This is a genomic window from Burkholderia sp. Bp9012, from assembly GCF_003853825.1.
GTDB lineage: Bacteria > Pseudomonadota > Gammaproteobacteria > Burkholderiales > Burkholderiaceae > Burkholderia > Burkholderia diffusa.
This window is the reverse complement of record NZ_QTQA01000005.1, coordinates 1-25,779: the sequence shown is the minus strand read 5'-3', so window position 1 is coordinate 25,779 and position 25,779 is coordinate 1. Positions and strand designations below refer to the sequence as shown.

Sequence of the window (25,779 nt, the reverse complement as noted above, 5' to 3'; positions counted from 1 at the left end):
TGCGGGTGCGTCGGCGAGTCGTCTCAGACCACGCCGGCGTGCGCCGTGCGCATTCGCCGACGCGGGGGCAGGCGTCGTTGCCCACGGGACGATGTCGGGCAGTCGCCCGCGGACCGGTTTCGGCGCGCGCCGCACATGGCAGGCCCCTGGCGCGCGATCGTCCGGCGGCGATCGATACGCCCGCCGCGACACCGCCCGGTCGCGCACGTGTGCCGCCCGCGACCGGGCGCCGCAGCCCGTGTGAATCCCGTTATAAGAAATTCAATAAGTATTTCATGTGGGAAATACTATAGGCGATATATCCAAAACAATGCCAGAATGCGCGCCGCTCCGAACGCCGCGACACCCTATCGCCGTCCGAGCCGCATCAGGAGGTTCCCCCCACATGAAAAACCACGGCCTGTCACGGCGGGGTTTTCTGAAAGCCAGCGTGCTGGCGGGCGTCGCGGTGTATGTCGCGCCCATCGGCAGCCGCGCGTTCGCGGCGCTCTTCGAAGAAAAACTCCTCACGCCCGTCAAATGGGATAGCGTCACCGGCATCCCCCAATTCCGCATCGACGGCATCGCGAAAGTCACGGGCTCGAAAGTGTTCGCACGTGACGTGCGTGCCGCCGACATGCCGCACTGGCCGCAGCAGCAGTCGCACGCGCTGATCCTCCGCGTCACGCAGGCCGACCGCACCTACGAAGGCTTCGACCTGTCGCTGCTCGGCGACGAACTGAAGCCGGACCGCGTGGTCACGGCCGATGATCTCGCGCGCGACGGCGTCGCGTTCCCGGCGTTCTATGGCGACGACATGCTGTTGCCCGCCGGCAAGACGCCCGCGTATCTCGGCCATGCGGTCGCGATCCTCATCTACCACGACTTCGCGCGCTTCCGCTTCGCGAAGAACGCGCTCAAGTTCCGCGACGACGTGATCCGCTACGGCGCGGTCACGGGCCCGCTCGAGCGCGATCCGTGGGGCACGTTCCGCTTCGTTCGGGTAGGCGGCAAGACGGCCTATGACGACGACGTCTATTCGAGCCTGAAGGATGCGCCGATCTTCCCGAGCATGATGCGCAAGCACCTGCCGGTCTGGCCGGACGGCAAGGAGCACGGCAAGCTCGACGAGCAGGGCATGTTCCTGGCCGGACAGATCGCCAGCGAGTTCGACCATCCGCCGGCCGACTGGCTCGTGTTCGACCGCGCGTACAGCACGCAGTCGGTCGACACCGCCGCGCTCGAACCCGACAACGCGAACTGCTGGTACGACGCCGCGACGCAGGCGCTGCACCTCGTCGTGCCGACGCAGTCGCCGCTCGAAGTGGCGGAGAACGCGGCCGCGATGGTCGCGAAATGCCGCTTCCCGGTGAAGAAACTGTTCGTGCATCCGTGCTACACGGTCGGCTACGGCTCGAAGGATCACTGCAACGTGCCGTTCTACGGCCTCGTCTGCGCGCTGTACGCGGACGGCCGCCCGGTGCGGTTCGCGAACGACCGCTACGAGCAGTTCCAGACATCGCTGAAGCGTCACGCGTTCAAGATGCATTACCGGATCGCGGTCGATCGCAACACGGGTCTCATGCAGTCGTTCAAGGGCGACTTCGAGGCGAACGGCGGCGGGCGCTCGAACTTCTCGCCGTCGGTGGCGATGGTCGGCGCGACGGCCGCGCAATCGATCTACTACTTCCCGAAGAGCGACCTCGCGGCAGTCGCGATCGCGTCGCGCGCGATCGACGCAGGCTCCGCGCGCGGCTACGGCACGCTGCAGAGCATGGCCGCGACCGAGATGGCGGTCGACGAAATCGCCGCGCAGCTGAACCTCGATCCGATCGAGTTCCGCCTGCGCAACGCGCTGCGTTCGGGGATGAAGAACACGCAGGGCGCGATTCCCGCCGGCGCGCTGCGCGTCGACGAAGTGCTGGAACGTGCGAGGCAGCATCCGTTGTGGACGCGCCGTGCGGCGCGCAAAGCCGAATTCGAGGCGGCGAACCCGGGCAAGCGCTACGGCGTCGGCTTCGCGTGCGTGCAGAAGGATTTCGGCACGGGTGCCGAGGCATCGTTCGCGAAAGTCGAATTCGACGAGAACGGCAAGGTGTCGCTGCATCACACGGCTGCCGAGATCGGCACCGGGATGTCGACGTCGCAGGCCGTCGCGGTCGCGAAGTGGCTCGGTCGCCCGGCGACCGAGGTGCGCGTCGCAGTGACCGAATGGCCCGATCTGCCGGTCGAGACGAGCGGCGATCCGTACCTGATGTCGCAAGCCGACCAGGACCGGCTGAGCGCGAATCCGCGCTGGTCGCCGGGCTATGCGTCGCCGTCGAGCGCGACGAACTCCGCGTACTACTTCACGCACAGCACGCGCGAAGCCGCGCGCGCGGTGTTCCGCTACGGGCTGTGGCCGGCCGCGATGTCGATCTGGACGCGCGGCCTCGGCGGCGGCCAGGCCGCGCCGTACACGATCCGCATCCAGGACGCGCGCTGGGTCGACGGCAAGCTGACCGCCGACGGCCTCGAGCCGCTGACGTTCGAGCAGCTCGCGAAGCAGGCGCATGCGCTCGGCCTGGCGACCGGCGCCGTCGTACACGTGTTCAACCGCTGGCAATGGACCGACGCCGAGTTCGACGTGGGCGGCGCGGTCGATCGTCTGCCGATCGACGGGCTGTCGCTGCGGATCGGCGCGCCGAAGACCGGCGACGACGGCCCGATGCCGGGCACCGCCGCGCCGGTCGGCGCGACCGCGATGCACGGCACGCTGGCGCCGACGGCGAACGGCTATCGCGTGCTGGACCGCAAGCGCGTGTTCATCCCGCCGACGAGCCGCAACAACGCGGCCGTCACGTACTACACGGCGGTCGGCACGCTCGTCGAGCTGGCCGTGCACGAAGCGACCGGCAAGGTCGAGCTGCTCACGCATCACTCGATCATGGAGTGCGGCAACCAGATCTCGCCGCAGCTCGTGTCGGGCCAGTTGCAGGGCGGCCTCGCGATGGGCATCGGCCATGCGCTGCACGAGTACCTGCCGCTTTACGAAGACGGCCCCGGCAACGGCACGTGGAACTTCAACCGCTACCAGCTGCCGCGCGCGACCGATGTCGCGGTGTGGTCGCAGACGGGCGACATCCTGCCGCCGCTGTCCGAGACCGATCCGCCGAAGGGTGTCGCCGAAGTGGTGATGATCCCCGTCGTCGGCGCGATCGTGAACGGCATCGCGCACGCGATCGGCCATCGTTTCACCGACTTGCCGGTGACCCCGCAAAAGATTCAGGAGGTGCTCGCATGACGACCGCCCAAACCGCCGCGTCGGCCGCGAGCGCCAGCGCGTCCGCGCCGAACGCGGCTTCGGCCGCTCCGGCACCCGCGGCACCGGCTGCCGCACCGGCCGCCGTCGAGCGTCCGCTCGTCCGCCTTCAGCAGAAACCGCTGTCGGTGAACATCAACGGCAAGTCCGTCGGCCCGATGCAGGTGCCCGAAGGGCTGATGATGATCGAGTTCCTGCACGAGTATGCGGGCCTCACCGGTTCGCGGCTCGGTTGCGGGCAGGGCATCTGTCACGCGTGCGTCGTGATCGTCGACAAGCCGGACGGCACGAGCGAGGAAATGCGCACGTGCATCACCGGCGCGCACTTCTTCCACGGCCGTTCGATCCGCACGATCGAAGGTCACGCGAAGCGCAACCAAGCCGGCGAAGTGGTCGAGCTGTCGCCGATCCAGCAGAAGTTCCTCGAGCACTTCAGCTTCCAGTGCGGCTACTGCACGCCGGGCTTCGTCAACGCGGCGACGGTGCTGATCGAACGCCTGAAGCGCGAGCCGGTCGCGAAGGCCGACGTCGAGCGCACGATCACCGACGCGCTGAACGCGCACATCTGCCGCTGCACCGGTTACGTCCGCTATTACGAAGCCGTGAAGGACGTGATCCTGACGACGCCGGGACTCGTGAAGGACGCCGCATGAAACGCACATTCGCCCATCGTGCCGCGCGGGCCGCGGGCCTGCCGGCACTCGCGGCCGCCTGCGCGCTGCTGCTCGCCGCCTGCGGCGGCCATGACGCGCCGGCTTCGAGCGCGGCTTCCGGCGCGCCCGGTGCCGACCAGGTCGCGCGCGGTCGCTATCTCGTGAAGGCCGCGGACTGCGCGGCGTGCCACACCGCGAAGGACGGCGCGCCGTTCGCCGGCGGTGCGCCACTCGAATCGCCGTTCGGCACGTTCTACGGCTCGAACATCACGCCCGACAAGGACCACGGGATCGGCGGCTGGAGCGCGGACGACTTCTACGCCGCGCTGCATGACGGCAAGGCGCCGGCCAAGCGCCTGTATCCGTCGATGCCGTATACGTCGTACCGGCAGCTCACGCGCGCCGACACCGACGCGATGTACGCGTACCTGAAGACGGTGAAGCCGGTCGCTCAGGAAAACCGCCCGCACGAACTCAAGTTCCCGTACAACCTGCGCTTCGGCATGGTGTTCTGGGACATGGTGTTTCTGAAGGACAGCCTGCCCGATGCATCGACCGGCCAGTCCGCCGACTGGCAGCGCGGCCGCTATCTGGCGGGCGCGCTCGGCCACTGCGCGGAATGCCACACGCCGCGTGCGTTCACGGGTCAGCTCGACGGCGCGAAGCCGTTCGCCGGCGCCGCGCTCGGCCGCGTGGCCGCGCCGGACATCACGCCGGCCGGCCTCGCCGCGCGCGGCTGGACGGGCACCGACCTGCAGACGTTCTTCGGCGTCGGCATCGCGCCGCAAGGCTCGGCGTTCGGCGAAATGTATCCGGTCGTGCACCTGAGCACGCAATACATGACGAAGGACGATCTGCGCGCGCTGTCCGTGTACCTGCTCGGCGATACGCCGCCTGCGCCGCAGGCGGTGAAGCCGGTATCCGCCGATGCCGCGCAGCTCGCGGCCGGCCGCTCGGTGTATCTCGCGGTGTGCGCGGGCTGTCATGGTTTCGACGGCGAAGGCAAGCCGCACGTGGCGGTGCCGATGAACGGCAATTCGACGCTGCGTCAGGGCGATGCGCGCAACCTGCTGGTCGCGATGCTCGACGGCATCGACGAGCAGAAGTTCGCCGGCTTCGAGAACCTGCAACCGATGCCGGGTTTCGCGCACACGCTGAGCGACGACGAACTCGCGCAGCTCGCGAACTACTTGCGCGCGACGTGGGGCGGCCAGCCCGCGAGCGTCACGCCGGCCGACGTGAAGGCCATGCGTCGGTAAGTCGTGCGGCGCGGCGGGGCGTCGCGCGCGAGGTGGCCGGCTTTCGGCCGCGCTCGTGCGTAACGCCCCGCTCGAGCCTTTCCGGCGGTGCTTCAGTAGCCGCCCCCTCCGCCGCCACCACCCCCGCCTCCGCTGCCGCCCGCGCCGCCATACCGGCTCATCCCGGGGCCTGGCGATACGCCGCCACCCGACGACGTACATCCGGCCGACAGCACCAGCATCAGTGCCGCGAGCAGCGCCGCGGCCAATCTTGCCGAATTCATTTCACTCTCCTTTCGCCGAGAAGGCCGCGCGGCAGGATGGTTCGCGTGAACCGGCGACCGCGCGATGACGAAACGTTTCCGGCGGGCGGTTTATTCCATGCTTTTTGCGTATCGGCACAGGGCGACATGGAGCGAGGCAGGCGCTCGCGCATGCAGCCGGGGCGCGGCGCGCCCCCGCAGATTCGCTGTATCACGGGCAACGGAGGGTGAGCAGCCGGAATGCCGCCGTCGCGGCGGCATCCGGTCAACGATAGACGAGATCGGCGCGGCGGTTCTGCGCCCACGAATCCTCGTCGTGGCCGAGCGCGACCGGCTTTTCCTTGCCGAGGCTGACCGCTTCGAGTTGCGACGCCTGCACGCCCAGCGTTTCCAGTGCGCTCATCACGGCTTGCGATCGGCGTTGGCCGAGCGCGAGGTTGTATTCGGACGTCCCGCGTTCGTCGGTGTTGCCCTGGATCAGCACGCGGCGCGACGGGTGGCTGCGCAGGTAGTCGGCGTGCGCCTGCAGCAGCGTCTGGTATTCCGGCTTCACGGAGTACTGGTCGAAATCGAAGTAGACGCTGCGCTTCGCGAGCGGGCTGTTCGGGTTGTTGAGATCGTCCGCCGCCACCGTCGCGACCGCTTCGCTCGATGGGGCCGGCGCCATCCCGGCGTTCTCGGGCGTTTTCGCCGCGTGGTGACAACCCGCCAGCAGCGCGAAGGCTGCCATGACCGCAAATCGGTTCGTTTTGCTCATCGTGCGTCTCCTGCGGTTGACTGCGAGGAAAGCGTGGTGCGCGCGAACTGTCGCGTCACGCATCCGGCGAGACGGCACGAAAGTGCCGGCTTCCGTGCGCGATGCGCTTTCGTAAGCCGGCGATGCGCCATATGAAAGATTGTCTCGACCGGAACGCCGAAGCACGGCGCCGCTGCAACTAGATTAGGAAAAATGTCACAGCGTGACCAGTTTCTCGGCATTTTTCACACGGGAACGACGCAGGACGCATTCTTGCTTGCGCGGAAACCGCGGCATGCGCGGCGATGCGTGATGCGCCATGCCGGTGCGGGCGCGTCTCGTGTCGTGTCGCCGGGTCGTCAGAACTTGTGCCGCAACCCGAGCGCGACCACCAGCTGGTTGCTATTGGCTGACGGCGTCATCGTCCAGACGGTCGCGTTGAACGCGGGATTGCCGTTGCCGCCGCTCACGCTTTGATAGACGGCTTCGAGATACGCGTCCGTGCGCTTCGAGAACGCGTAGTCGGCCTGCGTGACCACATGGTTCCATTTCGGGCGCGTCTGGCCGGTGCGCGTATCGAAACGGCCCATCGTATACGTGTACGCGGCGGCTACGCTGAACGCCGGCGTGACGAAGTAGCGGCCATCGACCGTGAAGTTGTCGAAGACGAGCGATTCGCCCTTCAGCGGGGTGATGCCGCTGCCCTGGAGCACGCCGCTCACGCCGTCGGTGGCCGAGTGCGACCATGCGGCGCCGACCGAATGCGGGCCGAACGCATAGCGCCCGGCCACGGCCCAGATCTGCTGGTTGCCGCCCGTGATCGTTGCCGAGCCGTCGACCGTGCTCAGTGCGCCGTCCGGATTCGGCGCATTGCGGTCGCGGCTGATCTTCAGGTAACCGGCGCCGAGCTTCAGCGGTCCGTTCGCATACCCGAGCCCCGCGCTCCACACGGCGTTGTTCGAGAACGCGCCGGCCGTGTTCGAGAATCCGTACAACGCGCCGAACGTCAGCCCGCGATACGTCGGGCTCGTGTACTTCACCGCGTGGTTGATGCGCAGGTTGCGGTTCGAGTCGTCGTTGTCGTACGGATGCACCGCGAGGTTGCCGCCCCAGCCGGGGCCCGACGCGCCGAGCGGCGTCACGAAATCGAGGATCAGGTCGTACTGGCGGCCGAACGTGAGCGTGCCGGCCGTGCGCGAGCTCACGCCGAGCCACGCCTGACGGCCGAACATGTCGACGCCTTTCTGCGACAGCTTGCCGTTCGTGCCCGTGAAGCCGTTCTCGAGCGTGAAGACCGCCGCCATCCCGCCGCCGAGATCCTCGCGGCCGCGCAGCCCCCAGCGCGACGCGTTCAACGCGCCGCTCGTCAGCCCGACGCTGCCGCTGCCGGGCGAACCGGCACCTTGCGTACGCTGGTTGGTCGCGTAGGTGATCGACGTATCGATCAGGCCGTACAGCGTCACGCTGCTCTGCGCGTGCGCGACGCACGGAATCAGGCCGGCCGCGCAGGCGGCGAGCACTGTCCCCGGGAGCGCCCCGGTACGACGGCCGCGGCGGACGGCATGCGGCGTGGCAACGCGCGCGTTGGCGGGCTGGATGGTTTTATAGGAATGCATAGGATTTTTTATCGTTGGTCTCCGGCCCGATCGCCGGTGGGTCGCGTCGGCGCGCCGGCCGACTGATCGAGCGGCCATTATTGGAGATCGCGCGACCGTCGATTAAGCCGCTGCACAGGAAAGGTCCTCTGCGAAATCGCGTGGAATCGTGGCGTTTCGATGCAGGGTGTTTCCGTCGAATCGGCGCGCAATGGAACCATCGCGTGGGCGGAAGGATTCGGCAGGGCCGGGGCGGCTCAGCGTGAGCGTCGGTACTTTCACGAGCCTGCGGCGGATGTCGTCGGGGTGGTGATCCAACGCGCAAGGTTGTGTGTTGCTCGTTGGCGGCGGCATGTATTTCTGGTCTCGTGCGCGGCACCCGGCAAAATTTGCCGCCCGAAGCGGCAACGGTCGAATTGCCGCTTCGGGTTCATTCCGTTCGTAGCAGGAGTCTGCCCGCGCTGCCGCAACCCGGCCGGCGACTACGTAATGCGCGACTTTTTCACGCGTGCCCGTTCTGCACAATGGACCATTGCGCGTGGCCCGTCTGCCGCTGTGCCGGCACGTCACGCATGCCGCGGGAGAATGGACATGGTGTTGATGGCTGTGGGCGGGGGCGGGCCGGTGAACGTGCCGCAGCCGCAGAATGACGACGATCCGGCACCGAAGAACGGGGCAGGCAGCACCCCGCCGGCCCAGACGCCGGAACAGCAGGCCCTCGCGGCCGCGCAGGCCGAGACGCAGCGCCTGCTGCAGCTCGCGCAGGCCGAAATGGCGACGCTCAAGCGTCTGCACGACCAGGGCGCGTCGCAGGCCGATCTCGACAACCAGGTGAAGAAGGCCGAAGCCGCATGGGGCTCGGTGCAGGCGGCCGTCGAGAACCAGATGCGCGTCGCGGCGGACGGCGGCGGCGACACGAATAAGGCGATCGCGGGCGTGGCATCGGATCTGCGCAATGCGTCGCCGAACGATCCGGTGTTCGGCTCGGTGCTCGACGATGCGCAAAAGGCGGTGTCGGCCGAATCGGCGCCTGAGCGGGCGACCAACGTGAAGGCGTTCCAGTTCGCGATGGCGATGCAGAAGGATCAGGCCGCGAACGCTGACGTGCAGCAGTACAACGCGTTGCCGGGCGGCATCCGGCGCGCCGATCCCGACACCGGCGCGCAACTGCGCCAGGCGGCCACCACGGCCGACACGAACGCCGACGACGCATACACGGCGCTCACCACCGCGTTGCGCCACGAATACAGCACGTCGGCCGCGACGCTGCGCCTGAACGACGCGAAGGCCGACTATGCGGCGTGGCAGAAGGAGCCCGGCGGATTGCGCCGCGCCGACGAGGCCGACATCACGCAGGAGCTGTCGCAGGCGCAGAGCCAGTACGACAAGGTCGTGACGGGCGGCGACGACACCGCGCTGACCTACGTGACGGCCGACGAGCAGAAGCAGGTCGTCGCGTCGGTGAAGCAGAATCACGACGGCATGTGGTACACCGGGCTCGTCGACGCGCTGGGCGAGGAAAGCCAGCTCAAGCGCACGATCGCGACGATCAATCCCGACGATCCGTCGCTGTCGCCGCAGATGAAACAGCTCGCGCAGTCCGACCCGGTCACGTTCGCGCTGTTGCAGGACACCGGTGTGACCGTCGATCCGAACGACCCGAAACTGTCGCCGCAGGAGAAGACGCTTGCCCAGCAGAATCCGCTCGCCGAGGCGTTCGTCAAGCTGACGGGTGTTCCGGTCAGCACGGACGGCAAGAGCGAATCGGACGCGCAAGCCCTGAACGCGCAGATCAACCAGGCGGGCGGCGTGTTCGCGTATGCAATGGCGCACGCCGACCAGAACCAGCCCGGGTACCAGAAGATCAAGCTGCTGCTCGCCGCCGCGCCCGACGTGCGGCTGCAGTATACGAAGCAGCAGGTCGCACAACTGATGGAGAATCCGGGCAGCAATCCGGGCGCGGCGCTTCAGGTGCTGAACACCAACATGAACGCGTCGTTCTCGCTGGACGAACGCCAGACGCTGTGGACGCAGGCGGGCCAGCCGCATTTCAACGCGAACTTCATCCATTCGCAGATCGATCCGCTGATGCAGAAGCCCGATTCGCAAGCGACGGACCAGGCCAGCATGCAGGCGCGTTACGACGGCCGGATGAATGCCGACAAGGCCGGCAAGTGGATGCAGGACATCCTCGCCAATGCCCCGCCCGAATTCGCGGGCGTCGTGCTCGATACCGTCGAGAAGGATTTCGGCAACAAGTGGACGCAGTCGAACACGGGCACGCCGCAGCCTTACGGCGACGGCATCGAGTTCTACAAGGGCCTCAGCACGGCGGTCGGGCTCGCCGATCAGCAGCCGACCGCGAGCGGCGTGCCCGTGCATCGCGAGGACGACGTCGCGAGCTGGCTGCTCGACGCCAACGGCAACGCGAAGACGATGATCTATACGTTGCGCGGCAGCGATGCCGGCTACGGGTTCGACGGTGTGCGGCAGGCGCTGTCGTCGGGCGTCGACCCGTCGTTGTCGAAGGCGCTGCTGTCAAAAATGCAGAACGACGACCGGTTCCGCTCGGGCTTCGCGAACGACTTCCAGCTGCGTTACGACCAGGGCACCAAGAGTGCCCAGGACAAGCAGAACAAGGACGCCGCCAGCGCCAGCTACAAGCTGTTCCAGGCCGATCCGGACAAGCAGCTGAAGGCGTATTTCGACGACTTCCAGAAGCACTTCGACGACAAGTCCTATACGTTCACCACCGGCTCCGATCAGATGACGAACTTCGTCGGCGCCGGGCTCGGGATCCAGCCGGACGACCCGGGCGCGACGCCGACCGACCGGAACGACGTGCCGTCGATGGCGCTGCTCGAACAGTTGATCGTCAGCAACGGGCAGTTGCAGAACGGCACGGCGGTCAACAGCCAGTCGCTGTACGCGAGGAATTCGGCCGCGACGCAGATGATCCAGAACGTCGTCGATCAGATCCGCAAGGTCGGCGGCGACCACGCGGTCGTATCGCTGGTGCCGATCTACTACGTGTCGAAGGGGACCGGCACCGCGCCGAGCGCGCTCTTCAAGGTGCAGGTGGAGGGACATCCGGACCAGTACAAGCTGATCGACGATCGCGGCTGGAAGTACGACACCGTCGACGACTACCAGCACAACAATGCGCTGTCCGACGACGGCAAGCTGTACGTGCCGAAAAGCCTGACGAACGGTCCGGCGTCCGGCGGTTTCTCGCAATACGAAACGATCGACGCGCACAAGACCGAGTGGTACCAGCACGCCGAACACATCCTCGAAATGGGTGCCGGCATTCTTGCCGCCGCCGGCGGTGTCGTGCTGGTCGCGAGCGGCATCGGGGCGCCGGTCGGCGGCCTGATGCTCGGTGCCGCGTGGACGGCCGTCGGCGCGGGCATGGCCGTCGGCGTGCCTGCCGCGATCGGCGACCTGAAGAACCTGAGCGATCACGGCCAGTCGATCGGCTTCGGCAACGTACAGGCGCGCGGCGACTGGATCAGCCTGATCGGCAGTGGCGCGGGCTTCGCCGGCGCCGGGCTCGGCGTGGCGGCGAAGTCGCTCGCGGAGGCATCGTCGCTGCTGCGCACGACGGGGCGGGTCTCCGACCTGCTGACGGCCGCATCGCGCGGCGACGGCGCCGCGGCCGACGTGGCCAGTGTCGGCCGTTTCACGCAGGAAGCCGACGCGTTCCAGTCGCTCGCGCAGACGACGGGCCGCACGGCCGGCGTATTCAATGTCACGGGCGGCCTGATCGGCGGCTACCAGATGGCCGACCAGGGCGTGTCGCTGGTCAAGAACTGGGACGCGATGTCCGATTCCGATCGCGCGCAGCAATTGCTCAACCTCGGCATCGGCATCGCGCAGATGGGGCTCGGTTCGCACACGCTGATGGAGCGGCCGATTCGAGCCATCACGAAGACGCCCGCACCGTCGACGGTGTCGCGGCCGGTCGCGATCAACGTCGTCGATACGTTGTACGGCAACGGACTGGCGAACCAGCGTCTCGCGGTCGGCGAGATCGGCAACCCGTGGCAGCACGCGGAGGAGCAGGCGAACAGCTTCGGCGAACCGGCCGACGACGGCGGCACGGTCGCGCCGGCCGACAAGGGGCTGCGGGCGCGCGTCGCCGCGTGGTTGCGCGCGCACCGCATGCAGGGCACGCCGGACGACGCCGCGATCGTGCCGCGGCTCGCGCCCGACGGCGAAGCGACGCCGGCCGTCGCCGACGCGCTGGCTGGCGACGGTGCATCGACGGCTCGGGCCGGCATGCCGACAAACGGCGCGCATCCAGCGTCCTGGGAGATCCCCGCGCATGTCGCGGCCGATCCGGCGATGCTGAGCGAGGTGGTCGGAGGAATTATCGAGAGCGGCAACCGGCTCGAGGACGTCGAGTACTACGTGTACGCGCTGGAGGATCCCGAAGGCAACGTGCGCAACCCCGAGGAAGACGGGCTGCCCGCGACCGAAAAGGGCAACATCGTCGACGACATGAGCGCGGCGCGGGCGGACCAGCGGCGCGCGAACGCGGCCGACGATGCGAAGGCGCGTGCGGCGGTTGCGCCCGACGAAGACGGCACGATCGGCGTGACGCGCTACACGACGTATCACGACGCCCTGATGGTCGGCGCCGACGGCGTGGCCGGCGGCCGCTACCGGATCGCGCTGGTCGATCAAGGGGCGCTCGCCGCGGACGGCTCGGTGCCGCCCGAAGCGGTGGTCGGCCACGTCGGGCTGACCGACGCCGGCGATGCGTTCATGCTGTCGATGAACGATGCGTACGACCGCGCGCTGCGTGTGGTGTACCCGCGCGGCTTCGATCCGCAGAAGCCGTTGATTCGCAACGAGGGCGGCCGGCGCGTCGACGTGATCAACGCGCCATTCGGCATGAGCGAAACGCAGTGGGCCGCGTACCCGCGCCGCGAGGCCGACCTCGCGATCTATTCGGACAACCCGAGTCAGCCCGAGAACCGGCTGCCGGCGGGCGAGCGGCCGTTGATGCCGGTGCCGCCCGGCTATTTCGCCGTGTACGCGCATGCGTGGGCCGATGCATTCGCGAGCGCGACCGGCAAGGCGATGAGCGCCGAAGACATGGCCGAGCTGATTCGCCAGAGCGGCTGGGACGGCAAGTCGCCGGTCATTCTTTATGCGTGCGGCGCCGGCACGCGCGTGAGTCCGCTCGCGCAATTGCTCGCGAACGTGCTGGGCGTGGACGTGTACGGCGCAAGCGGATTCGTCGCATGGCGTTCGCCGCGCTATCGGGCCGACGGCAGCCCCGACTCCGGTTATACGGGCGGCATCCTGATCGAACCCGGCGCGCCCGATCAGGCCGGCGTGCCGGACCATTCGGTCAGCGGCGAACCGCGCACGTACCGGTTCTCGCCGGCGCTGGCGGTCATCGACCAGGGCGCGCATCCGGTCGACTGGAGCGGCGTCGCGCCGCGCCCGGTGTCGAATCATTGGGGCGGCAGCGCCACGACGGGCGACGCGCGCGTGCCGATCGGCGTGTACGTGTGGCGCCTGTTGACGAAACGCGGCTCGATCATCAATCCGCGCAGCGGCCGGTCGGCCAGCGCGCTCGAGATGACGCATGCGCTGGAAGAACTGGCGTGGAAAGGCTATACGCCGGGCACGCCGATCGCGCTCGAGGGGCCGCGCAGCGGCGCCAATCCCGAGTTGCTGCAGGAATTCGCGGATCTGATCCAGGCGCCGGTATTCGGCCGGCTGGGCGACGACGACGCGGCCGGATGGCGGCGGGCGCTCCCCAATCCGGGCCGACGGCTTGCGCGCTTCGAGATCGAGCCCGACGTGAACGGGAAATTCTCGCCGGGCGGCGCGCAGCCGGTCCGGATCAATCCTCTGGAACTGCGGCCCGTGCCGGGTTCGAACGTCGTGAACCTGCTCGGGCACGCGACCGCCCGGCAGTTCCTGAAGGTGTCGGGGTTCGACATCGCCGAGTCGCACGGCACGGCGCCGCGCGACGTGACCCTGGACAGCGCGGCCGCCGTCACGGAAGGCGGCAAGACGATTTCGCCGCGGCAATTCGCGCGCAAGCTGCTCGACGATCCGGCCTATACGGAAGGCAACGGCGTGCTGCTGACGGGCTGCTATCTCGGTGCCGGCGGTTATTCGTTCGCGCAGGAGCTCGCGTACGAACTGCAGGTGCCCGTGATCGCGTCGATCACGTCCAACTCGGTGCGCGGCACCGGTGCGCTGGAACTGCATCCGATCGACGACAAGATCGTCCTGCCGGCAAACGATCCCGACGTCGCGACGCGGCTCTATCTGCATCTGCCCGAGGCGCCCGATGCGAGCGACCCGCCGATGGTATTCGCACAGCGCGGCGAACCGGCGGCCGTGCACGACCATGCACCGGTCGAGCCGGTGCGCGCGATCGACGCGCAGATCGATCCGGACTCGGACAGCGGCCGTCGCGGCGCGGGCGGTTCGCAAGGCGATGGCGGACGCCAGGACGTGACGCCGGGCGGGCTCGCGCATCCGCGGCTCGCCCCCGACGCGGAACCGGGCGAACCGCCCGTCTACGAGCCGACTCCGGTCGTCGAAGTCGGGCCGGGGCAGATCTACAAGGCGGACGAATGGGCCGCACGCGTCGAGCAGGTCGCCGAAGCCGAGGCCGACGACAGCCTGTCAGGGAAAACGCAGAAAATCTATCCGAAGACCAGCCGCGTCTATACGGACCGCCGGATCGCCAACGATGGCGTCGTCACGACGACGGTTCATGGTCAGTCGGTGCTGCAGCCCGGGTTCGACGACGTGACCGGCATCGACGCGACGCAACATCCCGAGTTCCTGCGCCCGGCCGATACACTGCTGATGCCGTCCGACGATCCACTCCATCCGATCGGCGCGCGCGGGCTGATGTCGCCGCCCGGTCATCACGTCGTGTTCGGCCACGGGATATCGGCCGACGCGATGCTGGGCCCGGAAGGCCGTCCGCTCACGCCGGACGAGGTGGCCGAGCGCGTGGCGCCGTATCTCGAACCGGGGCAGGACGTCACGCTGTATTCGTGCTTCGGCGGATCGAACAAGCACGATCCGCTGCGCATCGCGCCCGGGCAAGTACGGGCGGCCAGCACGACCTTCGCGGCGGCACTCGCGCAGCGCCTGTCCGAGCTGACCGGACGGCCGACATCGGTCTGGGCGCCGCCGGACATCCTGCTCGTCGAGCCCGACGGTTCGACCACCGTACGCGGCACGCGGCTGACCGGCCAGGTCGACAAGGATCGTCTGCCGATGCAAAGCTTCCGCGGCGATCCGGCACGCGCGGGCCGGCCGGCGCTCCCCGCAGGACGCGACGCGGAACCGGCCGCGACGACCGCCCGTACCGCGTCGCGCCCGCTCGCCGATCCGCCGCCGCGCCCGACGGTGCCGCGCGTGGCCGATCCGACGTTTGCCGATCCTGACTACGATTTCACCGCGATTCCGGACGACACGTTCGAATCGGTCACGCTCGATCATCCGTTCCGCACCGCGCTGGCCGAACGGCCCGGCGTGATCGGCGACGCGGCGCGCGTGACGCAACCCGGCGGCACGGTGAGTCAGCGCTGGCCGAGCGGCTTCCTCGACGGCCCCGAACCGACCCGCGTGATCGACGGGGTGATGCAGGCGTTCGACGCGGCCGGGCTGACCAACCTGCGCGTGGAATTCGTGATGCGCGACGGCAGCATCGAGCTCGGCAGCGGCACCGATTTCGGTGCGCTCGATCCCGAGGACGGCTGGTTCCGGTTCAGCGGCACGGTGCCCGATGCACCGGCTACCGCTGCCGCGCACGCGCCGGCCCGTTCGTCGACCGATGCCCGGCTCGCATTGCCGGAAGGCGCGCGGACGATCGCGCACGACGATCTCGGGCAGGCAATCGATACGGCGCATACCGGCCCACGGAACCACGCATACGTGCGCACCGATGCGTTGCCGGACGGCACCGCGTTCGCACGGGACGACCTCACACCGCAGGAACGTGTCGCGGCCAGCGCGTCAGCGAATCTCGCCGCGGTCGAGGGCCAGGCACCGACCGACGTCGTGCTGCTGTCGGCGCTCGGCCACGATCCGGCTCGCGCGCTGCGCATCACGACGCCCGATGGCGGTGAGCTGGTCAAGCCGGCCGGTGTCGACATGTACGTCGTGCGCACCCGCGACGCGGCGACCGGCGAGGTGTCGTACCGGCTCGTCGGCATCGATCGCTCGGGCTTGCCGGAAGGCTATGCGGCCGTGCATGCGGGCGGCATGCGTGCGGTCGGGGCGACCGACGGGCGCCCGACCTGGCCGACGATCGGCCCGGCGGGGCCGGCGGCCGGCCGCCTTGCCGGTACGGCCGGCGAATCGTCCGGCGCGGCGGCGCCTGCCGCCGTATCCGGTCATGCGAGCCAGCCGGGCGTGCCGCAGGGCGCCGCGGCGGCCGAAGCGAGCGATCCACAGGCGGTTGCCGCGACGTGGCTCGATAGCCTCGGCCGACGCACGCTCACGCGCGTCGATGGCCAGCGCGCGCCGACGCTCGACGGGTTGGGCCGCCAGCTCGGCCCGAACGCGCACGTGCTGATCACCGCGCATACCGACGCGCCGGCCGCCGACGCCGAACACGCGGCGCCGGCGTTCGTCGCGGTGCTCGAGACCGACGAGCACGGCGCGCTCGGCCCCGTGCGGATGCTGGACGGCAAGCGCGTGCCGGGCGCGCTGCGCAAGGCGCTCGGGAAGACCGGCAGCAGCGGGCGCACGGCACGCCGTCAGTTCGATTTCTTCGTGTCGCCGGTGGCGCACGACGAGCTGATGCAGTTCGGCGGCGCGTCGAAGATCGAGACGCGGGACGGCAAGTCGTCGTGGTCCGTGACGGCGTCGGGTCATCCGGTCGACGCCGCGCTCGCCGCAGACGTGGCGAAACTGCACGACGCACCGGGTTTCAAACGGCCGCGTCAGGCCGTGCGTGCCGTCGAGGGAGAGCGGCGCTGGATTCACGTGGTCGAAGACGAGACGGGCAAGGTGCTCGGCTACGCGGAGCGCAACACGAACCACGAATGGAAGTACTACGAAAAAGCGCCGCTCGGCGACACCGAGGTTCCCGAGCAGGATCTGCGCACCGTGTTCCGGCGACGGCGCAGGGGCGGCATTCCGGTCCTGCGCTCGCCGCGGCGCGGCATCCGGTTCGTCGTGAGCGACGTCAAGCCGGAAACCGTCGATCGAATCGGCGGCTTCCGGCCGGCGAAGGAAACCACCCCGGCAGAGAAACCGCCGCACCGTTCGCTCGGCGATCTTTTCCAGTCGAAGGTGCCGCTTCGCCGGCCGCTCGAGCGCGCGGAGCAGGGCGGTGAAAGCAACACGGCAACGCGGCCGCCGGTCGATCCGCATTTGCTGCCGTCGCACACATCCGCGCTCAATGCGGTCGATTTCAGCGGCAACAGCGTGCCGCACCTGCTGACTGCGATCCGCAACGGTGCGGTTGACGGCAACCAGCACGTGATCTACGTGTTCAGGACGGACGGCGCCGTGGCCGAGGCGCTCGGCGATCCGGTCGGCGTGATCGCCGCGCGCAACGGCGAGATGCGGTGGTTCGACGCGGTCCGGCACGCCAACAACCCGCATCATCAGGGCGTACCGCTCGACGAAATGCCGATCGGCAACGACCGGTTCGGCACGGACGTGCATTTCCTGCTCACCCAGTTGCCGCCGCGCGCGTTCCTGCGGAGTGCGCGGCCGACGCGCATCGCGGCGCTCGAAGCGCGCGCGAAGGCGCTGCGCGAGCAGCTGTCCGACGCGGAAGCGCGTGGTCAGCATTCGGCGCCGTTCAGGGCGCTCGCGGCCCGGACGCGGCACGGTTACAACGAGGTGCTCAACGACTTGCAGCGCTTGCGGCGCAGCGGCACCGCACCCGCGCCGCTGTCGATCGAGCCGTACCAGCCTGGGCTCTCGTCGTCGACCGTCGTCGCGTTCAGCCTGCGCAATGGTGCGGCGAAGACCGAGCAGTATTTCCCGACGCACGACCAGATCGAGGCCTACAACAAGCAAGCGCAGCGTGCCGGCAAAGTGAATCTCGTGCTGAAGGGCGAGCCGCAGGCCGTGATGGTCGACCCGGGCATGTGGCGCACGCTGCTCAACAAGCTGTACGTCGGGCGCGACGTGTCGACGTCGGCGTCGCGCTTCCTGCCGGTGCCCGGCAAGCTGCGCGCACGCACCCGGCGCTTGGGCGCGGCGACCGTCGCCGACCGGCGGATCCGGTATTTCTTCACGCGCTCGAGCGAAGCATTGCAGGACCGCATGGTGCCGATGGCACGTCCGCTGTCGCTGAGCGACGATCCGGCGCTGATGCGCAAGATCGTCGAGCAGTACGGCGGTGTGACGCCGGTCGTCACGCTCGTGGTCGATCCTCATCTGCTCGCGGCCGTGCTCGGCAAGGCGCACGATCCGGATTTCCTGCGCGCGGTGAAGGCGCTCGGCGAACAGAAGAACGCCGTGTTCGACGGCGAGAACGGGATGATTCATCCGGCGCCGGGCACGGACGGGACGGCACTCGCGCTCGATCATCTCGCACATCTGAATCGCTGGCTCGACGAGGCGGCGCACACCGGCTTCGCGATCCGGCTCGAAACGGCGCCATCGCGCGCGCTCGTGTCCGGCACCGACTACCGGTACCAGTCAGGCACCAACGACGCATACCACGATTACGTGCGCGTCATGACGGCGCTCGAGAAGTGGTCGAACGAACATCCCGATACGACGGCGCCCAACGTGATGATCACGTTTCACGGCTGGGACGCAGTGCCCGAATCGGTGCCGGGCGCAGGGCACGAGAAGCTGTTGCGCGCCGTGCTCGAGCGCGAGGGGCTCGAATGGGTCCACGTCGGCCTGTCGCTCGGCACGCACGGCGCCGACTTCATCGGCAACCAGGACCTGACCGGCGCACTCGCGAAACTGATCGTCGAGAACCGCGCGCGACCCGAAATCATCGACCGCCTGCACGGTGCCGATGCGCTCACACGCGTGTTCGAGCGCGTCGACCGCCAGACGCTGGCGAACCAGCATCAGCTGCTGTTCGCGGAGGTCGAGCGGATCGGTGCCGCGCAAGGGATGACGCCCGCCGAAGTGGCCGCGCTGCGCCAGAAGCTCTACGAAGGCAACACGACCGTGTGGCTGAACCAGGCGCGCAAGGCAACGATCGAGCATGCAACGGAACACTGGAAGGGCGACGGCAACGAGCCTGGCAACAAGACGGAGAAGGGCGCGCGCAGGTTCGCCGCACGCTGGCTGGAGCAATACGGCGTCAGCGTGCCAGACCGCGTGACCACCCGAGCGCAGCCATCCGCCGCGGACCCGGCCGACCACTGGCGCGCGGTCGTGCGCGATCCCGCGCTGATCAACGATGGCACCAAGCCGATCGGTACCAGCCGGCGGGAGACCGCACAGCTCGCCAAGGTCGAGATTCCCGACGCGAAGCGCGCGCAGGCGGAGCTGCACGCACTGCGCGTGCACGACGAGCCGATCGGCACGAACCGACGTCCGCCGTCGCGACGGCGGATTGCCGGCGAAATGACCGCCGCCACGCTGGCCGGCGGGACCGGCGCGGGCGCGCTCGTCGCGACGGGCAAGGAGTTCGTGGGTACCGCGACGAATTCGCTGTACGCCGGGCTGCGCGTCGGCCGCGTGTTCCAGGCGCTGCATCACGGCGCGGTCGCCAGCCTGAAGAACGGCGATCCGCGCGTGTTCGATCGCGTCGTCGACCGCCTCGTGCGCGGCCTGCAGAAGCAACTCAAGGCGAACGGGTTCGACGCCGACGCGCGAGGTACGCAGCTCGAACAGATTGCACACGAAGGCAAGGCCGCCGCCGCGCAGTTGCGCGCGCTGAACGAGGACGGGACGCTGTCGTTCGACGAAACCGCGACGCACACGCAGGCGATCGCGGCCGACATGCTCGCGCAGATGCAGGGCGTGGTCGGCGGGACGTCACTGAAACTGCTGCACCATGGCAGCCCGCGGCACGCGGTTGGTCGGTTAGGGCGGCTGTTCGCACTGGGAGGGTACGGTGGCTCGATCACGATCAACGGGGCCAAGTTCCTCCATGGCGACGGGCTGGCAGGCGGGCAGGCTTTGGGCGGGATCATCAGCGCCGTCTCTACCGGGATCGTCTACAAGGGTGGTTCGCGCGGCGTGAATGCGGAGAATCGCAGTCAGCTGGCGCGGATCGCGAGCGCGACCGGCGACTACGTGACATCGGCCGTTGGTCTGGCAAGCGGCATCCACGGCGCAATGGCCGCCCACACGTTCGGCGACGGGATGACCGGCATGCTCGGAGCAATGTCCGGCGCGCTGCTGGGCGCCGGCCGCCTGCATACGCAATTCCCGAATGCCACGCCGTGGCTCGCGCGCTTGCCGACAGGCATCGCGCTGTTCCCGGTGGCGATCTTCGGAATCATGCAGGGGTACGGCGTGATCTCGGCGTTGACGGGATCGGACGACAAGGACAAGCATCCCGGTTCCGGTCCGTCGCCGACGCCTTCGGGTTCGAGCAGCACGACGCCGACGCCCGGGGCCTCGCTCGCCCCGACGCCCGGGGCGACGACGGCGCCGGCGGCTCAGCCGAGTGCGAGTGCGTCTGCGTCATCGACGCCGAATGCGCCGCCGTCGGGGACGCCATCCGCGCCGGCGCAGCCTTCGACGGGTTCGCCGCGCCCGACGCCAACTCCGCTGACGGTGCAGGTGGTCGCCGGCGATTCGTTGTGGACCATTGCGGAAAGTCACGAAGGGTCATTGCTTGCAGCCGCTCGCGTACCGGCCGACGAACAGCAACGGATGTCGGACGGTCAACGGATCAACGTCGCGTTGAACGAGATCCTGCAGCTCAACCCGAACCTGGCGAGCAATCCGGGGGAGATCAATCCGGGGCAGCAGGTGATCGTCGGATGAGGGGGCGCGCGGAACGCATGCGTGGTCTGGCCGTCGCACGGGGCATACGCGGTCACTTCGACGATCGGGCAGGGTGGGCGATCAGGATTCCGCGCGTGAATGGCAGCGATCTGTGGGAGGCGATCTTTAACAGGCGGTTCAAATACTCCGGTCCGTCCTGCACGATGTAGGTTCCCGAGATCAAGGAAGAGCAGGCCGACGCGAGGAAAGAGCAATGTGGCGCCGGCGCTGCCGAGCGATCTTGGTCATATGCTGACCGACGATCGGCACGGTCTGGTGGTCAATGTTCAATGTACAGGCCAGCCGGGCGAATGAGCCGAAATCGAACGCTTCGCGGTGGTCGCCGCGAACGGCCGAAGCGAAAATACGTCCGGCCCGACAGTAACTCAACGATCTGCTAGCCCTGGTTCAGCACGGATACCGCGTACCGCGGATTTGCCCGCCGCCGTGGTAATCGGGTTCAAGAAGTCCGCCGAGACTGCTGGGGACGGCAGCAGCGGGTGGATGCGCATGTTCAGCAACGCGGGGAAGTGGATGGGTTGATCCGCCTGACACAGTGGGAAACAACGCGCCGGGACGACTCAACTCTTTTTTTCGGGATTCGGCCGGATGCCCGGTGAGCGGCGGGTCCGCGACCGCCTTGGCAATGTTTCCTGCGCAGGTGTTATATTGCGCGCGCATGCGTCCCGACCGGTGAACCAAGAAAGACAGTATCCGCGTACCGGCACGCCAGAGAACGAAAACAGAAACGGGTCCGTCGCGCCATCGGTCCAGCGTCTCCGTGACCAGCGCCATGGGTCCATGCAACGAGGGGATCAACATGAACCGGGTCTATCGGCTGGTCTGGAGCCGCACCTTGCGTGCTCCGCAAGTGGTATCTGAACGCACAAAGGCGGCGCACGGCGGGGGCCGCGCCAGCGATGGTGCCACGCCCGCGCGCCGCTGCACTTCCATTGTTTCCATCGGCGTGTCGGTTGGTCTGGCTGGCGCGGCCTTACCCGGCTGGGCCACCACGTGTTCTACCAGCACCATCGCCAATTGCAGCGCTGCCGGCGGCAACGGCCTTCCGAACCGCAGCGGCAACGGTGGCAGTGGCAATGGCGGTGGCGGCGGTTCATCCGCGCTTGGTCCCGGTAACGCCACGATACAAGTGCCCGGCGGGGCTACTTCGGGTGGCACGGGCGGTATCGGCGCGGTGAACGATAGTGGGCAGGTTGGCCCGGCTGGCGCGGTGGGCGCAACGACCGCCGGGAATACGGTCGTTGGTGCCGATGTTTCCGGGGGGGCCGGACAGGGGTTCGACGGCTTCAACTTTGCCGCAGGTGGCGGCGGCGGCGGCGCTGCCGTGTATTCCACCGGCGCCAGTATCTTCGTCACCCCCGGGGTGACCCTGCAAGGCGGTGCGGGCGGGAATGGCGGGGCCGGCACATCGGGGCCTGCGTCGAATGGCGGCGGCGGCGGCGGCGGCGGCGCAGGATTGATCATGGTCGTGCCTTCCGCAGAAGTGAACAACCAAGGCTTGCTGGTCGGCGGCAATGGCGGCACCGGCGGTGGCGGCGGCAATCCTGGCGGCGGCGGTGGCGGCGGCGACGGGCTACTCACCTTGGGGCAGTCGATCCTGGTCACTAACCAAGGCACGATCACGGGCGGGACGGGCGGTGCCGGTGGGGGTGGCGGCACCACCGCCGGAGACAGCGGTGCAGGTGTCAATCTGGCCGGCGGCTTTAACGTGCTGGACAACTTCGGCACCATAACGGGCGGTGCAGGCAACGGCGGCGCGGCGGGCGTCGGCGTCATCGCAAACAACGACTTCATCGTCAACGGGGGAACGATCAGCGGTGGCCTGTTAAGCGATGGCGTCACGCGCGCGGCGGCCATTCGCTTTAACGGCACGCACAACACGCTGCAGTTTGTCACGGGCTCCAACATCATCGGCAACCTGGACGTAGCGGCAGGCGCAGCTGCCTCGGTCGTCGCCGGGAGCGCCGGCCTTTCGCTTGGCAACAACATCACGCTTGGCGATACCGCGTCGCAGGTCACGTTCGATTCCAGCCTCAACACCTTTGTGATGTCGGGCGCCGTGTCCGGCGCGGGCAACGTGGCCGTGAGCGGCAACCGAACGATCACGCTGACGGGTGACAACACCTATACCGGCGACACCACAATCAGCGCCGGCACGCTGCAGATCGGCAATGGCGGGACCACCGGCTCCGTCGCAGGCAACATCGTCAACAACGGCACGTTGGCGTTCGACCGCAGCGACACGGTGTCGTATGGCGGCACCATCAGCGGGACGGGCAGCCTTGTGCAGGCCGGGGCAGGTACGCTGGCGATATCCGGTGCCGCCGGCTATGCGGGGAGCACCACCATCAACGCCGGCACGCTCGCGCTGATCGGTGCCGGCAGCATCGCCGCTTCCAGCGGGGTCGTGAACAACGGCACGTTCGATATCTCGGGGACCATCTCCGGGGCGACGATCAATGCGCTTACCGGCACGGGCACGGTTGCGCTGGGTGACCGCACGCTGACGCTCGCCAATGCGGCCGGCACCTTCAGTGGTGCCATTGGCGGCACCGGCGGCCTCACCGTTGCGGGCGGCACGCAGACACTTTCGGGTGCCAATGGCTTTACCGGAGCAACGTCGATCAACGCAGGCACGCTCGCGCTGTCAGGCACCGGCAGCATTGCCGCGTCCAGCGGCGTCATCAACAACGGCACGTTCGACATCTCAGGGACGACCTCCGGTGCCACGATCAATGCGCTCACCGGCACGGGCACGGTTGCGCTGGGTGGCCGCACGCTGACGCTCGCCAACGCGGCTGGCACCTTCAGTGGTGCCATTGGCGGCACCGGCGGGCTCACCGTTGAGGGCGGAACACAAACGCTGTCGGGCGTGAACACGTACACCGGGGCGACGATGGTCAACGCGGGCACGCTCGCCTTGTCGGGTGCCGGCCGGCTTGCATCTTCCACGTCGGTCACGCTCGCCAGCGCAACTGCCGCGCTGGATCTGTCCGCCGGCGGCAGTCAGCAGGTCGCGCATCTCTCCGGCGTAGCCGGCAGCCGGGTGGTATTGGGCGGCAATGCCCTCACGCTGTCCGACGACTCGTCGCAAACATTCAGCGGCAGCCTCAGCGGCACCGGCGGTTTGGTCAAACAAGGCGCGGGCACGATGACGCTGAATGGTGCCAGCAGCGCGTTCTTCGGGACGACGACGGTGGCAGGCGGCACGTTGGCCGTGGGCGACGCGGCTAATGCCGGTGCGGTGCTGGGTGGCAACGTCCAGGTGAACTCGCTTGGCACGTTGCGCGGCCATGGCACGGTATCGGGGGACGTCAGCAGCAACGGCGTGGTCGCGCCAGGTGGCTCCATCGGAACGCTGTCCGTGGGCGGGAACTATACCCAGGGAGCGGGCGGCACCCTCTCGATCGAGGTCAGCCCGACGGAGGCATCGCAACTACGCGTAGGTGGTGCCGCGACGCTCGGCGGCTCATTGGCCATTCTGTTCGATCCCGGCACCTATACCGCCCGCCGCTACACCGTGCTGAGCGCGGCCAACGGCGTGACGGGCCGCTTCGCGAACGTCGGCACCACCACCGCCGGCGCGAATCTCAGCGCGTTGCAGTCATCGCTGGACTACGGTGCCAACGGGGTCGACTTGCAGCTCGCCGAAGCCACCGGGCCCGGCACGCCGGCCAGCCCGACTGTCATCGCACCAACCAAGACCTCTATCTACACGGCCCTGGGCACGACAGCATTGCTTCAGGCGCAGGGCGCCAGTTCGACGCTGCTCGGCCGTCTGACGGGCCCGCAGATTAACGAGGCGGGTTCCAGCAACGTGTGGGCAGTTGCCAGCGGTTCCAGCACCAAGGTGGGCGGAACGGGCGGCGCGCCCGGCTTCCTTACCCACGCCTACGGCTTCCTGGCGGGCGCGGAAGGGCGGCTCGGCGGTGCCACGGTCGGTGCGGCGGGAGGCTATACGCACACCACGCTGAGTGAAGAAACGACAGGCGCATCGGGTGGCATCGATACGCTGCGCGTCGCCCTGTATGGCGCGCAGCCCATGGGTGCCGTCAACCTGTCGGCCACGCTCGGCTATGGGCTGGATTTCCTTTCGCAGAAGCGGCCATTCGGCAGCCCGGGTACCGCCGAAGGCGATCATCTCGGCCACGAGTTCACCGCCGCCACGCAGGCCAGCCTGCCCATGGACGTTGGCGGCCTCCGGCTTGCGCCGCACATCGGGCTGCGGTATGCCTACGTGCGCGGCAGCGGCTTCGGCGAGAACGGCGCCAACGGCCAGAACCTGCAAGTCGGCCCCGACAGCGCGAGGAGCCTCCAGCCTTACGTGGGTGTCTCGCTCGATAAGACCTTCGGCGATGCCGTGCGACCCGTCGACGTGCAGCTTCGCCTGGCCTATGCGCACGAGGTGCTGGGCGCGGGCCGCGTCGTGCAGGTGCAGAGCCAGGACGGGACCGTGTTCGCCGCGCCGGGCACCGATCTGCCGCGTTCGTTCCTGACTACGGGCGCCAGCGTTACCCTCCAGGCCGCCAAGGCGACCACGGTAGCACTCGGGTTGGATGCGACGATCGACACGAGTCATGTGTCGGCGCAGTCGGCGTATGTGCGGCTCAATCACAAGTTCTAACCGCGTACGCATGGATCCGGCAGTGTGGGTTGCGCTTCGCGCCCGCGCTACCGGCCGCTCGATACAGGCGCCACGTACAGCGCAAGCAATTGCGCCTTCCAGTTCATGAACACCTGCACCCGCACCGGCAGGGTCCGCCGGTTCTGGTACACCAGCGATACCGGCATCAAATCGGCCAGGCAGCTTGCATTCCACGCCCGACGTGTTTCACGCCACGTCAACAACGTATCCAGATCCTCGTCGTCTCGCAGTGGCCGATGCGCATTGAAGTCGCTGCGCGGCGGCTTCGCGAAGCGTGCGTTATAAGCGGCCATGAAGGAGGGCGCGTAAGCGTTGGCGTCGGCCACCGTGTTGATCCCGCGCAATCGCATCTGTTCGCGCAGAATGTGTCGATGTTCAGCTCATACATGGCCCGGCCAAACTGCGTCACGCTGCTGCCGGTCTTGCT

At 68.3% G+C, this 25,779-nt stretch carries 8 protein-coding genes and 3 pseudogenes; 6 read left to right on the top strand and 5 right to left on the bottom strand.

Annotated features, from left to right (window positions below):
* The first annotated feature begins 385 nt into the window (after nt 1-385).
* Genes DIE11_RS08120 through DIE11_RS08110 form a run of 3 tightly spaced genes read left to right on the top strand, consistent with a single transcriptional unit; the run spans nt 386 to nt 5,192 of the window.
* Nucleotides 386-3,262, top strand: coding sequence for a xanthine dehydrogenase family protein molybdopterin-binding subunit (locus DIE11_RS08120; RefSeq protein WP_124622709.1), 2,877 nt, complete (start codon nt 386-388; stop codon nt 3,260-3,262).
* The gene (locus DIE11_RS08115; RefSeq protein ID WP_124622707.1) at nt 3,259-3,933 is read left to right on the top strand and encodes a (2Fe-2S)-binding protein; all 675 of its coding nucleotides are present in this window, start codon (nt 3,259-3,261) and stop codon (nt 3,931-3,933) included. The genes DIE11_RS08120 and DIE11_RS08115 overlap by 4 nt, the downstream gene beginning before the upstream one ends.
* On the top strand, nt 3,930-5,192 hold the full coding sequence (locus DIE11_RS08110; protein ID WP_124622705.1) for a cytochrome c: 1,263 nt from the start codon (nt 3,930-3,932) through the stop codon (nt 5,190-5,192). The genes DIE11_RS08115 and DIE11_RS08110 overlap by 4 nt, the downstream gene beginning before the upstream one ends.
* A gap of 92 nt (nt 5,193-5,284) precedes the next feature.
* Here DIE11_RS08110 and DIE11_RS36240 read toward each other — a convergent pair whose 3' ends face one another.
* The 3 genes from DIE11_RS36240 to DIE11_RS08100 all read right to left on the bottom strand — a co-directional run bounded on the left by DIE11_RS36240 (nt 5,285) and on the right by DIE11_RS08100 (nt 7,786).
* Nucleotides 5,285-5,455, bottom strand: a complete 171-nt coding sequence (locus DIE11_RS36240) for a hypothetical protein (protein WP_174911803.1) — start codon at nt 5,453-5,455, stop codon at nt 5,285-5,287.
* Nucleotides 5,456-5,699: 244 nt separating this feature from the next.
* Nucleotides 5,700-6,191: a peptidoglycan-associated lipoprotein Pal gene (pal, locus tag DIE11_RS08105; RefSeq protein ID WP_059600465.1), complete on the bottom strand. Its 492-nt coding sequence runs from the start codon at nt 6,189-6,191 to the stop codon at nt 5,700-5,702.
* 338 nt (nt 6,192-6,529) lie between these two features.
* The gene (locus DIE11_RS08100) at nt 6,530-7,786 is read right to left on the bottom strand and encodes a porin (RefSeq protein ID WP_124622702.1); all 1,257 of its coding nucleotides are present in this window, start codon (nt 7,784-7,786) and stop codon (nt 6,530-6,532) included.
* Between the two features lie 570 nt (nt 7,787-8,356).
* Here DIE11_RS08100 and DIE11_RS08095 point away from each other — a divergent pair.
* From DIE11_RS08095 to DIE11_RS08085, 3 genes and pseudogenes are all read left to right on the top strand, one after another.
* Nucleotides 8,357-20,686, top strand: coding sequence for an LWXIA domain-containing protein (locus DIE11_RS08095; protein WP_124622700.1), 12,330 nt, complete (start codon nt 8,357-8,359; stop codon nt 20,684-20,686).
* A gap of 174 nt (nt 20,687-20,860) precedes the next feature.
* A pseudogene (locus tag DIE11_RS37525) lies at nt 20,861-20,995 on the top strand (IS5/IS1182 family transposase); the annotation flags it as partial.
* A 511-nt stretch (nt 20,996-21,506) separates the two neighbouring features.
* On the top strand, nt 21,507-25,331 hold the full coding sequence (locus DIE11_RS08085; protein ID WP_124622696.1) for an autotransporter domain-containing protein: 3,825 nt from the start codon (nt 21,507-21,509) through the stop codon (nt 25,329-25,331).
* A 47-nt stretch (nt 25,332-25,378) separates the two neighbouring features.
* On the opposite strand, the pseudogene DIE11_RS37360 reads toward DIE11_RS08085, so the two are convergent.
* Both DIE11_RS37360 and DIE11_RS08080 read right to left on the bottom strand, forming a co-directional pair.
* A pseudogene (locus DIE11_RS37360) lies at nt 25,379-25,498 on the bottom strand (LysR family transcriptional regulator); the annotation flags it as partial.
* A 33-nt stretch (nt 25,499-25,531) separates the two neighbouring features.
* Nucleotides 25,532-25,779 (bottom strand): annotated as a pseudogene (locus DIE11_RS08080) (ISNCY family transposase); the annotation flags it as partial.